The sequence below is a fragment of the Pedobacter sp. PLR genome, from assembly GCF_026239675.1.
Lineage (GTDB): Bacteria > Bacteroidota > Bacteroidia > Sphingobacteriales > Sphingobacteriaceae > Pedobacter.
In genome coordinates, this window is sequence record NZ_JAPIVQ010000005.1 from 552344 (window position 1) to 567685 (window position 15342).

The following is a 15342-nucleotide window of genomic DNA, read 5'->3' on the forward strand; positions in this document are numbered from 1 at the left end:
GTATTTGAAAAGTATTAAAAAAACAGCTGATGACGGATGTGCACTCAAAAGGTATCCGCTCGTATAACATGAGCCAGATCAAAGGAAAAGATACTAAGCCTGAGCTTTTGGTCAGGAAATTCCTGCATAAGCAAGGATTTCGGTATCGGCTCCATGTCAAAGACCTTCCCGGAAAGCCGGATATCGTGTTGCCTAAGTATAAAACCGTAATTTTTGTGAATGGTTGTTTCTGGCATGGACATGAACATTGCCGGTATTATGTGATCCCTAAAACCAGAACAGAATGGTGGTTGGATAAAATCAATAGGAATGTGGCTAAAGATAAGATCGTTAGGGAGGAAATCTTAGCATTGGGCTGGAATGTGATTAATATTTGGGAATGCCAACTAAAAAAAGCTACAATAGTTGGTACATTTGAAACCTTATGTTCATCTTTAATGGAGCTTAACAACAGTTGACGGTTAAATGTGAAATATTTAATAAAACGTTATATGGAGTTTTTGGGAGAGTGTGTCAGTGTTTAGAAAAAAATGCAGGAAATAATAAAAAGTATAGAAGAAAAGTTAGCGGAATTAGCTGAAGCATACCAACCTGAAGGGTCCGAAATAAAAGCAGTAATCCATCAATGGATCCATGCGATTGCATTTAACCATAATTTATTTGGCGAAGAGCGCGGAGTTGACAAAGAAAAAATAATCACTTGTTTAAAAGATGCTGGTTTATATAAAAATCAGGAGCTGTTTAAAGCTCAGGTAACTGATGCTATTCACCTCAAACAGCCTTCATCAAAAGATGATAAAGGATTTACTTTTATAGATCTATTTGCCGGGATTGGCGGAATGAGACAAGGTTTTGAGAAAGCAGGCGGAAAATGTGTGTTTTCTTCAGAGTTCGAGAAAAACGCACAAAAGACATACGAACAGAATTACGGGGAATACCCCTTTGGAGATATCACAAAAATTAAAGTGGAAGATATTCCAGATCATGATGTGCTGGTTGGTGGATTTCCATGTCAGCCCTTTTCTCATGCCGGAAAAAAATTAGGGATAGAGGATACCAGGGGTACCTTATTTCATAATATTGCAACCATCATTCATCATAAACGCCCAAAAGCGGTTGTATTGGAGAATGTTAAAGGATTGATCAGTCATGACAAGGGCTATACGCTTCAAGTGGTACTGACGACTTTAATCAATGAGGGCTATACCTGCGCTATTCCAGATGAAATCATTCTGGGAGATAATATCTTAAAATTACAAAAGGAAGCGAAGAAAATGGTGATGAAGTCCAGAGAATTTGGAGTTCCTCAAAATAGACAACGTATTTATATTGTTTTATGGCGTAATGATTTACCGGTTTCATTTAAATACCCGGAGCCAACGCTTTTTGAAACTAGTGTAGGTCAGATATTGGAAGCTAACGTGGCTGAATCATTTACGATATCTGATAAGTTATGGGCTGGTCACCAGAACAGGAAAGTGAAAAACAAGGAAGCTGGAAAAGGTTTCGGATTCGGTCTTGTGAAGCATGATACTGTTTATACAAATACGATATCCGCCAGGTATTATAAAGACGGGGGGGAGATTCTGATCCATCAGGATGATGCTAACCCAAGAAAATTAACACCTAGAGAAGCGGCAAGGCTGCAGGGCTTTCCTGATAACTTCCTGATCAATAAATCGAATACTCAGGCCTATAAGCAATTTGGTAATAGTGTTACTGTACCGGTAGTACATGCCGTGGCAGCAAATATTCGTGAGCAAATTCTAGAGCTGAATGCTTAATGCTTAATCAAAGTTGATCAGGATATTCCTGATCAATAATATTGGGTATGTAAAATAAACTGTCGTACGTTTGTATAAAAGAGAAAGGTCCCACGTCGCTGTGAGACCTTTCTAATCTTTAAAGGGTTTTTAACCTTATTCCTATAGTACTAATTACTTTTTTTCTTAAAATCCTTGTTGTTGATTTCCTCATTTTTAAGCGCGATACTCACTCTTTCTTCAAAAGGTTTCAAATTCAGGTCGAGTTGTTGCCTGGAAACCGGCATTTCATCGGCTGTTTTCAAAGTAGGCGTATAACCACCGGAAGCCATGTAAAACATGTCCGGATATTTCGCAGAAACCCCTTGCTCATAATCAACACGCTGACCAGGTTTGCCATCTGTGTTGGAGAATCTTACTTTGTTCATATTCACCCATTTTCCGGTCTGATCTTCCATAGCCCAGGCATTGTAATAATAGGCTTCTCTGCGAACCTGACCATTGGTATAGCCGAAATTCTCCAGGAAAGAATAGAAACCATCAAACATACGTTGTTCTTTTGGCGCTCTCCAGGTGGCCACATATTTCCAGTCTTCACCTTCCAGCTTATACCATGCGGATAATACCACCGAATTATTATCTTGTTTCAAAACATTCATTAAAAACTTCACTGGTTCATTGCTTTTCCAGTTGGCCGTTTTTACATAGGATTGTCCGCCGGTCCCTTCACCACCAAAAGTGTTTACAGTAGTCGATTTGTCCTTGTCTACAAAGGAAACATAATCATGTGCAGTAATGGTTTTGTCTTTTTCCGCATCTTTGCTGTCCCAAACGGAGAAAAGCACCCTGCGTTCTGTCGTAGAATTTGTTTGTATGCCCATATATCCGCGGTAAAAACCTAAGCTCATGTAATAGGTTGCCAATGGATCACTTCCTTTAGGGACCATGATCTCCTGGTAAATCCAGTTGTAAGATTTGGTGGTCGGCTGGGTAGCGCTGAAACTCAAATGCACAGAAGGAGAGGACTGATAGTCGGTTTGATTCACCTGTCCGCCATCCTGCAATGATTTGAAAGTAAGGGTTTTTATTTTTATGGCTGATTGTGGATCAGTAACCGGTTTCAATTCATACCTGAAATAACCGGTTTCCGGCACCGCAATATTACCTGCGAACAGAGAATTCTGTTGCCCTGTACCATTAAACGTTAACTTTTTGCGAATGCTTTTGAAGCCATTAACAGGAGCAGTTGGCGTGATGATCAATTCGAAAGTCAGGTTTTTGCCGTTTTCAACAGTATTGTCGAAGTAAAAATCATACTGTCCCGGTTTTTGGTAAAGATACCAGACTACGCTTTTAGTTTTGTCGCTCCATCTGGAAACGATCCCCTTATCTTCCGGGTAGCCAACAGGCACAGAAACCCCGCGGTCATTGGGATTAAAAGGTTCAATGTAGGCTTTGTTTGCAGGCACGGTAAATACTTCTTTGAAGTTTTTACTTTGCGCAAAGCCCGAAAGTCCGGCCGCCATCAACAGGATTGTCGCGAGGCCGGTTTTAGGATTTAGTGAATTTAGTTTCATCGTGTGTTTGGTTGTTTAACCAAATAACTCGATTTAAAAGGAAATACCTGTCGTTTTTATTTACACAAACGTTTGCGGGAAATTTATTTTTATTCAGGGCTGGCCCGTTTTCATTTTCAGGCACCATATCTCACACCAAAGCCAGCGAATACTCCGGGTTTCCGGAGCTGGCTGGCTTTGTGTTGAGCTTGAAAAGTATCGTTGTTATTTCAATTGATACTTTCGTTAAACGTGATTTTAAGCGTTGGTATTGGAAGGCTTAAGGGGAGGAGCATCAGGGATTCTGGTCTGTCCGAATAAATCTTCTACAATCGGAGGAGCCATTTCTAACTTTGCTTTTCCTTCGTTTGGATGCGCTTCTTTTAACTTGACTACTTTTGGTTTATCCGTTCTGTTTTTAACAGTTTTAGGTTTTTCTCCGGAAGAAGCCGGGCTTTCCTCAGCTTTGATCTCAGCTGATTCGGTTTTAACTTCTACCGCTTTAATCTGCACTTCTACAGTTTTTTCTTTCTTTTCCGGGCTCTGGACTGCCGGTGCTTTGATCTTGTTTACCGGAGTTTCGATTGGCACAGAACCGCCATCAATACCGGCTGCTGTTTTTGCTAAATCTTCAATGATACTTTTTCCGATCATACCATCTGAACCATTGCTTAACAATTGTTCCTTACCGGCCGGAATAACTTCCTTTTCTTTCTTCTCCAGGTTGGCCTGAGCAAGCTGAGCCCTTAAATCTGCCAGTTGAGCTTGCTGTTCCTGAACTAAGGTTTTCTGCTCCTCGACTAAGGCTTGCTGCTCCTGAACCAAAATATCCTTTTCTGTCAGATAAGATTGTAGACCATAGATAAATTCGCCCATTTCAGCAGCACTACTGGCTAACTTGTCCAGCGTCCTGGAGAAATCGTTTAAGATCATGTTGTCCGTTTTATGCTCATCACGAGCGCTACGGTCAATTTCAGCCCATCCTTCTTCAAAAATGCTGCGGATCTGGACCGCTACTTTGTACTCTTTTTTACTTGGCGCAGTTTTGATGACATAATCAATGGATCTATAACCATTGGCTTGTGTTTTTACAGTACAACCTTTAGCTGTAAATTCTTTCGTGATTGCCTCAGCATCCTCTGCTCTGACATTCGCTGTGACCGTGCCTATTACGACAAACTGATCAACAATGCTATCATGGATTTTTGCCCAGTCGGATTTGAAAAGTGGAATGATTCTAATGCTAATCAGGTTTTCAATCAGTGTTTCATAATTGGTTAAATCCAGGATCGCCTCTGGATTTTCTAACTTATAGGCAATCAGCTTATAGATCAGTTCTTCCGGATTCCTGACCTCATACCTGATGGCATGGACAGCATTGAATTTGAAAAGTATTTTGACAACTCCAGTGCCAATTTCATCATATGCAGCTCTTTTGGATTCAAAATCAGCACTGATGTTTAACAGGTCGTCGTAATTAAGGTTGGTAGCTTTAAAATCTGCTGAAGTAAGGTTGTGGTTTCTAAGAAAATCAGCTTGTTGGATCATACTCATTTATAAGTGGTTTTTGGTTTTTGATAGCGCTCAATTGATTGATTTCGAAAGGAGATATCCTGGTTTATGGTTGCTTTAAATAGGGTTCTTCTATTTCAAAATTAGTCTTTTTGAGCAAATTTGGAATAGCATTATTGCTTTCAATACCTGATTTTTAAACGGTTATTGCTGTCCGTAAATGAAACTTATTGATACACTGGATACTGCATTTTAAATTATTTGCTGAAAACTGAAAGATGAACAGCAGAAAGATTTTTCCGGCCAGGTTTTCTAAAGCATATGCCTGATAAAAGGAGAATTTCAGAATGAAAAAAACAGGCCTGCACGTTTAAGCGCAGGCCTGTTGAAGGTGCTGAATATTTAATCTTATCCTGGGAAAAGGATTAATCTTATCCTGGAAAGGAAATGAAAATTAAAAGTCAAACAGGTCCTCTAAAAAGGATTTCTTCTTTTTAGGATATCCATGTGAGTTGTTTCCATAGCCATGCTGGTTGCGTTGATCCTGACTACGGTGGTCTTGTCCACGGTAACCTTCATGGCGATAGTTCTGCTCCTGATGCTCTGGTCTGAACGGTTGGCTATCCTTGTTAGACACCTGATTAGCTACCCCATTATCCTGGTCATAGGCCAATAGTTTGTCTAATTCACCTCTATCCAACCATATCCCGCGACATTTTGGGCAGTAATCAATTTCTACATTATTTCTTACGGTCATTAACAGGGTTTCCTGGCAGTTTGGACAATTCATAACTTTATTTTTCTTTTAGTATTAATAGATATCATAATTATTTTGAACACTTATCCTCCTGAATAATGACCTGGACCAATAATGGACAACCCAATAAAGAGCACAGGCTAAAAATTCAGCGAATAAATATTGTAATCTGGTAACATTGATCAAATGGTGACATTTGTTCAATTGATAATAGCTAAAATCTAAAATGGAGTTAACCTGAAAAGAAAGGAATATTCACTATGTTGAGGCCAGTTCCATGGGGCAACGGCAATCTTTGTTGCAGCCTGAGGTACAATCGGACTAACAATGGTGCTATGATTTGTAATACGAGGTTGAAAATACTTCGCCTTTTTAACAGGAGAGGTATAACCCTTATCCAACGGGACATCTTCGAGCAGCTCCCCCTGGAAATAAGAGCTGTAAAGGAAACCAGTATTTTCATTGGAGGAATCAGCAGAAAAAGCATTTTGTATAAAGAATAAACTCCATACAAAAATGACAGTGGCGAGAACACCCTTTCTTAAACTAATCTTCTTTTCCAATGGTATCCTATGTCGTTTTAAAATGGTATCCTGTATGGTCTTTAATCTGCTCCAAGATAACAACAATTCCAGTACACAAGGGCTATCAAATCCGAAGGAAGAGGGTAGGACTGCTAATTTGACTTCTTTATGAGAATTATAAGGCGCTGCAGTTTTACCATAGCTGTTTAGGTGCATCATCTTAAAAGTATCCGGATAAATATGTAATAATGATAATACTCTACTGATTTAGTAGAGGTAATTGCTATATTTATTTATCAGGGTTCAGAATTGACTCATTATAAGCTGAATACTGTTAACCAAAATAAACCATAACGTTAATATTCATGAAGACACATTTTAGAAATGGCGCAATACCATTGGTGATCGCTTGCATTGCCTTATCAAGTGCATGTAATTCTGCAGGGACACAAAACACCACACAAAAGGACGCACAACAACAGGATAGCGCGAAAAACCAATCTGCAGCACACGCAACTCCCGAAAATACCATCAAAAGATCCTCATTTGAGAAAGAAGTAGCAGGAAAAAAAGTTGATTTATTCCAGCTGGTGAATACTAAAGGCTCAAAAGCATTGATTACCAATTACGGCGCGAGGCTCGTTGCCCTGTATGTACCTGATAAAAACGGAAATTTTCTGGATGTTGCAGCTGGTTTCGATAGCCTTAATGGCTATCAGAATTCTACAGAGCCTTATTTTGGGGCAACCATCGGACGTTATGGAAACCGGATAGCAAAGGGAAAGTTCACGCTTGATGGGAAGGAATACCAGCTAACGAAAAATGATGGTCCGAATACCCTGCACGGAGGAAAGAAAGCATTTCAGGAAGTCGTTTGGGATGCAAAACAACCTGATCCGCAGACTTTAGTGATGACCTATTTATCAAAAGACATGGAAGAGGGTTATCCCGGAAAACTAAACGTAATTGTTACTTATACCTTAACCGACAATGATGAGTTAAAAATTGGCTATCAGGCAACAACAGATAAAAACACACCGGTTAACTTAACCAACCATGCATATTTCAACCTTAACGGAGAAAATGCAGGCTCTATCCTGAACCATCAATTGAAAATTAATGCAGATAAGTATACGCCGGTCGACAAGACCTTAATTCCAACCGGAATCCTTGCTTCAGTAAAAGGAACACCATTCGATTTCACTACGGTTAAAACCATTGGGGAAAGGATAGATGCGAAGCACGAACAGATAGAGAATGGAAAAGGTTATGATCATAACTTTGTATTGAATCCTCATCAGGCGGATCAGCCTGTCGCGATTGTGACCGGTGATCAAAGCGGAATCGTCATGAGTGTTTATACCGATCAGCCGGGCTTACAGTTTTATACCGGTAATTTTATGAAGGGTAAAAACAATATGAAAAGCAATCATAAGGATGATTACAGAACGGCTTTCGCCATGGAAACTCAGCATTTCCCGGATAGCCCGAATCAACCTTCATTTCCAACCACAATATTGAAACCAGGGGAGCAGTACCAATCTGAATCTATATACAAATTCACAACAGCTCCATAAAACGGGGGGTAAATTAAAGCGCCATATGACCAGACAGTCCTATGGCGCTTTGCTTTTGGTGTTAACGCAAAGAGTTAGAAGAAACCCCTTTTGTAGTCATCACGACCGGTTTAATGAATCCATCTTTATCAAAATACATTTTATCTATGCAAGTTTCTCTTGCATTTCCATTGGTCTGGTCTAACGGTCTCCGGTGATACACAATGTACCAATCGTCGGTTTTTTCATTCCTGATCACAGAATGATGGCCAGCGCCATTAGCGATTTTTGAATCCTGCTGCAAGATCTTACCTACTCTTTTAAATGGTCCCATAGGAGAGTCAGCAATGGCATAAGCTACACTGTAATCTGGTCCTGTCCATCCACCTTCCGACCACATAAAGTAATACTTGTTGTTTTTCATGAACATAAAAGGCCCTTCCACATAATTATCAGGAGTGATTTCTTTAAATGTGCTGCCATCTGCCATCGGTAAAAAGCCACTGAACTCCTCATTTAGCCTGGCAATATTGCAATGTTTCCAGCCACCATAAATCAGGTAATATTTGCCGTCTTTATCTTTGAAAACAAATTGATCTATCGGTTGCGCACCATTGTGAAATTTGTCTACCAGAGGTTTTCCCAGATGATCTTTAAATGGACCGGCTGGATTATTTGCAACTGCGACTCCAATTCCCCCGGATTCCTTGTCGCTTTGAATATCATTTGCCCCGAAGAATAAAAAGTATTGGTCTTTTTTCTTAATGATGGAGGGTGCCCAAATTGCTTTTTTTGCCCATTTGATGCTTGCAGTGTCTAATATCCCCGGATGTTTGGTCCAGTTTACCAAATCAGGTGAGGAGAAGGCATCGAAAAATACCTGCTTTTCGTAAGGCGCAGAAAAAGTAGGATAAATCCAGTATTTCTTATCAAAAACGACACCTTCCGGATCTGCATACCAGCCTTTAAATACCGGGTTTCCGGAATGGGTTTTTGATTCTTTAGTCTGAGCGTCTACGCTGTTTACAATTGGAAGTAAAATTAGCGCCAGGAGTAATTTCTTCATGCTATGGTTATATATTAGGTTGTTTTAACAATTTGATACTTTGCTTTGCCGGAACTTTTGTGGTTCAATCATCATTTCTCAATTCAATGTATAGTATCCAAAGAGGGTCAATATCAGCTGTGATCAAAATCAACACTGCTTTAACAAGCAGACTCACAGCGAAAAAATCAATCTTCAAGGCATAGAAAAACAATTTAGCATTATCTTTAAACAAGTATAATATAAAAATCATTGAAGAAGCGTAACAAGTATCCGACAATTCAAAAACGGGTACGCTCATCGCAACAAATGCAACAGGCAATGGGGGACAACCGGAAGGAGCAAGGAGCAAAAATCATAAGAAAACCCGGCAAACCGGATCACAGCACTTTCAACTGTAACAAAAACACTGAAATAAGCACTGCTCAGCTTCAATTCCTATTTAGTTTCGTCTTTTTTTTGCCATAAAATTACTAACCCTCATTTTTCTAAATCTCTCGGGTCATCTTTGTCGGAATTGATAAGGAACAGCTCCTTATGCTGGTGAATAAACCGGTACAAAAGAAAAAGAAAAACACACGAATGATTACAAGGTTAGGCAAAATTCTCTTTTCCACCCGAATGATGGGTGCTATGTTATTGTTATACGCTTTCTCCATGGCCATGGCCACCTTTGTTGAAAATGATTATGGGACGGCAGTCGCCAAAGCATTGATCTACAACTGCTGGTGGTTCGAACTGGTCATGGTCATATTGGTCCTCAACTTTATCGGTAATATCGGTAGGTACCAATTGACACAACGTAAGAAATGGCCGCTATTGGTGTTTCACCTTGCATTTGTTGTCATCTTTATCGGTGGATACATTACCAGATATGTGAGTTTTGAAGGATCGATGCACATCAGAGAAGGGGAGTCTACGGATGAAATCATTTCGGATGCAACATTTTTCAAAATGCAAATCGGAAAAGGTGATGAGGCATTAGCTTACGATGATCAACCGGCAATTCTAATCTCTAACCGCATTCCAAGCTATTTGAAGCCTTTCAAAAAGACCTTTAAAGGAGAATACGACTACCAGGGACAACGGGTTAAAATCAAAGTGATCGATTTTTACGCCAGAGCACAAGACTCTTTAGTTCGCAGCGCTACCGGAAAACCGACGCTACACCTGGTGATTTCTGAAAATGAAAAGAGAGTAAATAAATACATTCCTTCAGGAACAGTACAGTTGATCTCAAATATGCTGGTCAGCTATAATAAAGAAACAGCGGGCGCAATCAATATTTCCGATGCAAATGGAGCCTTGCAAATTTCAAGTCCTTTTGAAGGTAATTATATGATCATGGCCACTCAGGAAAAGAATACTGTCCCTGCGGAAAGCCCTGCACAACCCTTCAATTTAAGAAGCTTATATACTTTCGGCCGACTAGGATTTGTAGTTCCGGAAGCACCGGTTTCAGGTGATATCATCTATCTGGAAGGTGATAAAATCAAACATGAACATGATCTGGACCTGGTTAAAGTACAGGTTACGACTGGAAATGTAGTCGACACCGTTTCTTTCTACGGCGGAAAAGGAATCACTAATTTCCAGCACCAAAGTGAAATCGGCGGACTAAGAATCTCGATGGCCTACGGTTCTAAAATCTACAAAACGCCTTTCTCAATTAAGCTGGTAGATTTTAAAATGGAGAAATATCCAGGTAGTAGCAGCCCTGCATCTTACTCTTCTGATGTGTTAATTCAGGACGGCGGACAAGATACACCTTACAAAATATACATGAATCACGTGTTGGATAAAGCAGGATACCGCTTGTTCCAGGCCAGTTTTGACGACGATGAGCTAGGAACAGTTCTTTCTGTAAATCATGACGAACTGGGTACAAACGTTACTTATATCGGTTATACCTTATTATTCCTGGGCATGTTCGTTACCTTATTCTGGAAAGGCACTCATTTTTCTAAACTAAATGAGCAATTGAGAGCCATCTCTAAATCAGCAAAATCAAAATCACTTTTACTGGCGTTTTTATTCCTTCCTTTAGGTGCAGCGTTTAGTCAAAAGATCGATATGCACGGCAAAAACGGATCAACCGCGATTCCTGGCCTTGTAAAACCACAAGCGCAAATGCCTGCGGACGACGGTCATAATCATGCACCAGGCGATGGGCACGATCATTCAGCAGATGACGGACATAATCATGCAGCTGCCAATGGACAAGCGCAAATGCCTGCGGACGATGGACATAATCATGCCCCTGGCGATGGTCATGACCATTCAGCAGATGCAGCAGCACCTGTCGGACAAGCGCACAACCACGAACAACCAAGCAAAGCAGAAATGCAAATGCTGTTGTCTGCAAAATCTGTAGACCCGGTTCAGTTTGCAGCTTCTATAAAAATCGACCTGGCACACGCCGATAAATTCGGTCATTTGCCTGTTCAAAATATCGACGGAAGGGTAGAGCCAATCAATACGATGGCTTTAGAAATCCTGAGAAAACTCCACCGTAAGGATCGTTTCCACAGCTTAAACGCCAATCAATTCTTCCTTTCTGTGTCTACAACGCCTTTCATCTGGGTGAATGTTCCGATCATTAAAATCGGTGCAAAAGGTGGTCCGGGCCTACTAAAAGCGGTTAAAGCAAACGAAGGAGGTTATACTTCCATGATTAACCTGTTAAAGGTAGGTGAAGATGGAACGCTTCAATTTATCCTTAAAGACGATTATTCAAAAGCTTTCGCTAAGAAACCAGCAGAGCAAAACAACTACGATAAAGAGATTATCGACCTGAATGATAAGTTACAGGCGATGCAATCCCTAATCAACGGACAATATTTACGCATCTTTCCTATTGCAGGTGACGCGAATAATACCTGGATCGCTATGCCTTCTGCGCTTCCGGGATCGACATTAGTAGGGGAATTAAACCCGATTGATCGCTATGCTAAAAGCATTAAAGATGGCCAGCAAACCGGAAACTGGGATGCGGCAAATGCAGCTTTAGATAAAATCAAAGACATTCAATTGAAGTTCGGTAAAGAAGTAATGCCTTCCGATACCAAAGTGTTCTGGGAAGTGAGCTATAACTCATGGAACATCTTCCTGAACCTGATGATTACTTATGCCATGTTAGGTGCGGTAATTCTTGGATTAGCGTTCTTTAAATTGTTTAAGAACTCCAAAATGCTGGATAAACTGGTGACATTCGTGTTGATTTTAATCAGTATTGCTGCATTTCTTCAAGGATTTGGATTAGCGACAAGATGGTATATTTCCGGTCACGAGCCATGGAGTAATGGTTACGAAGCGGTCTTGTTTATCAGTTGGATCGGCGTGCTTTCCGGCCTTGGAATGTATAGAAACAGTAATGCTTTTATCCCTGCAGCAGGTTGTTTAATCGCCGTGATTTTAATGGGATTTGCACATGGTGGATCACAGATGAATCCACAGATTACGCCACTGGTTCCGGTACTTAAATCTTACTGGCTGATGATTCACGTAGCAATTATCACCTCTAGTTATGGCTTCTTCGGACTAAGTGCCCTGATGGGAACGGTAGTTTTAATTTTATACATTATTGACAATAATAAGATCTCTGCGAAAGTGAAATCTTCTATCACAGAATTGACGATTGTGAACGAGATGTCCTTAACAGTAGGACTGTTTTTACTTACTGTAGGTACGTTCTTAGGCGGTATATGGGCCAATGAAAGCTGGGGACGTTACTGGAGCTGGGACCCTAAAGAAACATGGGCATTTATCTCTGTGATCATTTATGCCTTCGTTTTACACGTTCGTCTGATTCCAGGTTTAAGAACCAAATACCTGTTTAATCTATTGTCGTTGCTGAGTTTCTCCACGATTATCATGACGTATTTCGGCGTAAATTACTATTTAACCGGACTGCATTCTTATGCACAAGGTGATCCTGTTCCAATCCCGTCATGGGTGTATGTAACAGTAGGGGTGATTTTTGTGCTGGCCTTTATCTCTTATAAGAGATACAAGATGCGCAAGAAATAATTAAGCAAGCATTCGTAAAAAAGGCATGGAACAAATTAGTTCCATGCCTTTTTTTTATACATTTTTAACAATATGTACGCTAATTGAATAGGAGAGCCTTAAAGTATTAGATTTCCATTTTCTGCATAATCCTTGATGATTAAATTACGTTTCACCAGCAGCTTTTCCATTTAGCTCTTAAGAAACAGAGCGTCCGCAAGTTTTCCCAAAATCCCTAATGGGGATACATAAGAAAAGATATCAATCATATTTGTTCCATTATCCTTAGGCTCGAATTTATGAAGGTGCTCAAAAGATTTAAATGCGCCGCTCACCATCTCATCAGTAAATGAACGTGGTTTATCAAAAGCAGTAATCCGGGAGGTTAGCTCCTGAAAAACACCGAAGTGCTTTGCCCGCCAGGTAACAGATTCACCATATTCTATTAAGCCGGACATCCTTCCTGCGATTACTTTTTCATGGGTGTGTTTTGTAGATAACTGATGTAAATCAATACTTCTTGAAAGGTCAAATACAACACCTGGTTTTGCCAGAATAAAGGTGTTTAGATAAATGGTAGGCATCGTAATTGTTTTAGGTGACCTGATGGTACGTTCATCGGTTGAACTTAATGAAAATCTAAATAGAAACGTAAAGGGTGTGTATAAATACACTTATAAACAAAGAAGGCATGGAACAAATCTGCTCCATGCCTTCTTCTTATGTAAACAAATAAACTTAGATCTTATTCAGTTCAGCATCGATAAAGCTCAACTCTTCTGCACTTAAATCAAAGCTCATCGCCTGTGCGTTAGAAATCGCCTGTTCAGCATTCCTAGCACCAGCCAATACGATCGTAATCCCTTTTTGCAAAGTTGTCCAACGTAAAGCCAATTGTGCCAGACTTGCGTTTTTCTTTTCTGCAATCGGACGAATACTTTCCAGGAATGTTTTCACTTTATCCAGGTCAAACTGGCCGAAATATCCATTTCTATGGTCGTCGCTTTTCAGCTTCTCATTCTGGAAATATTTACCGGATAGCAAACCTCTTTCCATCGGACTGTATACAATGATACCAATGTTGTTTTCTACCGTATATGGGACAAGGTCCTTTTCAATACCGCGGTTCAGCATACTGTAAGCCACTTGATTTGCTGCCGGAACAAAAGTCTTTCCTGCTTCTTTCAATTGATCTAAACTATAATTCGAAACTGCCGCCGCACGAACCTTTCCTTGCTGGATTAAGCTTTCCATAGCCTCCATAGTTTCATCAATAGGAGTAGTTGCATCAGGCCAGTGTTGCTGGATTAAGTCGATATAATCTGTGTTTAAACGCTTCAGGCTTTCTTCTACTTCCTTAATGATGTTCGCTTTGGATGATAATTTATAGATCGGAACGTTCTTTCCATCTACAGGGATATCGAAAAAATGTTCTCCTTTACCTTGATTGCTACCATCCCATACTAAACCAAATTTGGTTAAAAGCTGCACTTTAGTCCTGTCTTTTCCTTTCAAAGCCTGGCCGATCAATTCCTCACTTAATCCGAAACCATAAAAAGGAGCGGTATCTAAAGTTGTCACGCCATTATCCAGTGAAGCATGGATGGCTTCAATAGAATCTTTCTGCTCATTTCCACCCCACATGGTACCACCAATCGCAAAAGCACCATAAGTAATCGTCGACAATTCAAGTTCTGTATTTCCTAATTTTCTATATTCCATTTTGTTATTGTTTATTGAAGGCACAAAAATCCTCAAAATTGTGCTATCGTCAAAATAACATAACTTCTAGCTTTGTATCATTTAAATGATAGTACTCAGGTTAAATGAAAGATTTCTTCCATAGCTTCGCCAGCTAACAAGGAAATGCTTGTCTTGTCAATTCATATTCAGTCCATTAAAGCTGCCGAAATTATAGCTAATTCGGTTTGTCGGGAATTTTGACCTTTGGATGAGGCTGTAGCTGAGCTCTTAACTTTGTGTTTAGTCTGCCAGTTCCTGTGTTTTTAAGCGTAGTTTTAGAGCTGGTTGCCGTGTTTACCTTAACTGTAAGGTGTTTTCTCAGGGTTTTGGCTTCTTTTGGATTGGAATCAGCAACTTCTAATACAGGTATAGTTAACAGCTCTTGCTTAGCTATACTTCCTGCATAAACACTGTCTGAAATTTCTGAAGCATCATCATTGATAAAGGAGATGTAGGCCACTACGCTTTGATTGGCCAGATTAGCGGCAATCTGGATCCTGTGTTTTCCATCTTTTCTGTGGGATCCACTGAGGCAATGGGTGTGTTGATGCTGATCCGGCCAGTAGAGCAATACCATAGCACGGTCGTTTAGATTTCGCCATGGGAGATCAGCAGGGACTTCCCAGCTGAATTCAATTTCAGTTCCTATAACCTGGATTTGCGGTTTTTCTGCTTTTAACAGTGTTCCCATGCTCAACATTGCTTTAGGATAATCCAGCTGCGCATTAGGAAATTCGCCGCTTACCGCGTGTTTTTTATTATAGGAAACGGCTTCGTTATAGTAGTTTCTGTCGGTACCCACTACTTTCAGCCTGAATCCGGGTTTAATGAAATTTTGAATGGGACGTAGAAAATTGTTAACAATGGTCATGCGGTCA

Annotated in this window: 12 protein-coding genes; 4 read left to right on the forward strand and 8 right to left on the reverse strand. The window is 40.2% G+C overall.

From position 1 onward, the window contains the following. The first annotated feature begins 29 nt into the window (after positions 1-29). Positions 30-458 carry a DNA mismatch endonuclease Vsr gene (gene vsr, locus OQX61_RS15215; protein ID WP_265842622.1) on the forward strand — a complete coding sequence of 143 codons (429 nt, stop codon included), beginning with the start codon at positions 30-32 and terminating at the stop codon, positions 456-458. A 72-nt stretch (positions 459-530) separates the two neighbouring features. After that, positions 531-1784 (forward strand): DNA cytosine methyltransferase, encoded by a 1254-nt coding sequence (locus OQX61_RS15220; RefSeq protein ID WP_265842623.1) that lies wholly within the window; start codon positions 531-533, stop codon positions 1782-1784. Positions 1785-1933: 149 nt separating this feature from the next. On the opposite strand, the gene OQX61_RS15225 is transcribed toward OQX61_RS15220, so the two are convergent. The 4 genes from OQX61_RS15225 to OQX61_RS15240 all read right to left on the reverse strand — a co-directional run bounded on the left by OQX61_RS15225 (position 1934) and on the right by OQX61_RS15240 (position 6331). Then, on the reverse strand, positions 1934-3340 hold the full coding sequence (locus tag OQX61_RS15225; protein WP_265842624.1) for a DUF3472 domain-containing protein: 1407 nt from the start codon (positions 3338-3340) through the stop codon (positions 1934-1936). Between the two features lie 237 nt (positions 3341-3577). Continuing rightward, positions 3578-4873: a hypothetical protein gene (locus tag OQX61_RS15230; RefSeq protein WP_265842625.1), complete on the reverse strand. Its 1296-nt coding sequence runs from the start codon at positions 4871-4873 to the stop codon at positions 3578-3580. A gap of 412 nt (positions 4874-5285) precedes the next feature. Then, on the reverse strand, positions 5286-5621 hold the full coding sequence (locus tag OQX61_RS15235) for a zf-TFIIB domain-containing protein (RefSeq protein ID WP_265842626.1): 336 nt from the start codon (positions 5619-5621) through the stop codon (positions 5286-5288). A gap of 188 nt (positions 5622-5809) precedes the next feature. After that, positions 5810-6331 (reverse strand): hypothetical protein, encoded by a 522-nt coding sequence (locus OQX61_RS15240; RefSeq protein ID WP_265842627.1) that lies wholly within the window; start codon positions 6329-6331, stop codon positions 5810-5812. Positions 6332-6477: 146 nt separating this feature from the next. Here OQX61_RS15240 and OQX61_RS15245 point away from each other — a divergent pair, with 146 nt between their 5' ends. Next, complete coding sequence (locus tag OQX61_RS15245) at positions 6478-7689, forward strand: aldose epimerase family protein (RefSeq protein WP_265842628.1); 1212 nt, start codon at positions 6478-6480, stop codon at positions 7687-7689. 61 nt (positions 7690-7750) lie between these two features. Here OQX61_RS15245 and OQX61_RS15250 read toward each other — a convergent pair whose 3' ends face one another. Further along, on the reverse strand, positions 7751-8734 hold the full coding sequence (locus tag OQX61_RS15250; protein ID WP_265842629.1) for a glycoside hydrolase family 43 protein: 984 nt from the start codon (positions 8732-8734) through the stop codon (positions 7751-7753). Positions 8735-9295: 561 nt separating this feature from the next. On the opposite strand from OQX61_RS15250, the gene ccsA reads away from it, so the two are divergent. Next, positions 9296-12742: a cytochrome c biogenesis protein CcsA gene (ccsA, locus tag OQX61_RS15255; RefSeq protein WP_265842630.1), complete on the forward strand. Its 3447-nt coding sequence runs from the start codon at positions 9296-9298 to the stop codon at positions 12740-12742. Positions 12743-12912: 170 nt separating this feature from the next. Here ccsA and OQX61_RS15260 read toward each other — a convergent pair whose 3' ends face one another. From OQX61_RS15260 to OQX61_RS15270, 3 genes are all read right to left on the reverse strand, one after another. Continuing rightward, positions 12913-13305: an SRPBCC family protein gene (locus tag OQX61_RS15260; RefSeq protein ID WP_265842631.1), complete on the reverse strand. Its 393-nt coding sequence runs from the start codon at positions 13303-13305 to the stop codon at positions 12913-12915. 154 nt (positions 13306-13459) lie between these two features. After that, positions 13460-14443: an aldo/keto reductase gene (locus OQX61_RS15265; RefSeq protein ID WP_265842632.1), complete on the reverse strand. Its 984-nt coding sequence runs from the start codon at positions 14441-14443 to the stop codon at positions 13460-13462. A gap of 196 nt (positions 14444-14639) precedes the next feature. Then, a partial coding sequence (locus OQX61_RS15270) for a DUF6266 family protein (protein ID WP_265842633.1) occupies positions 14640-15342 on the reverse strand: 703 nt, incomplete at its 5' end.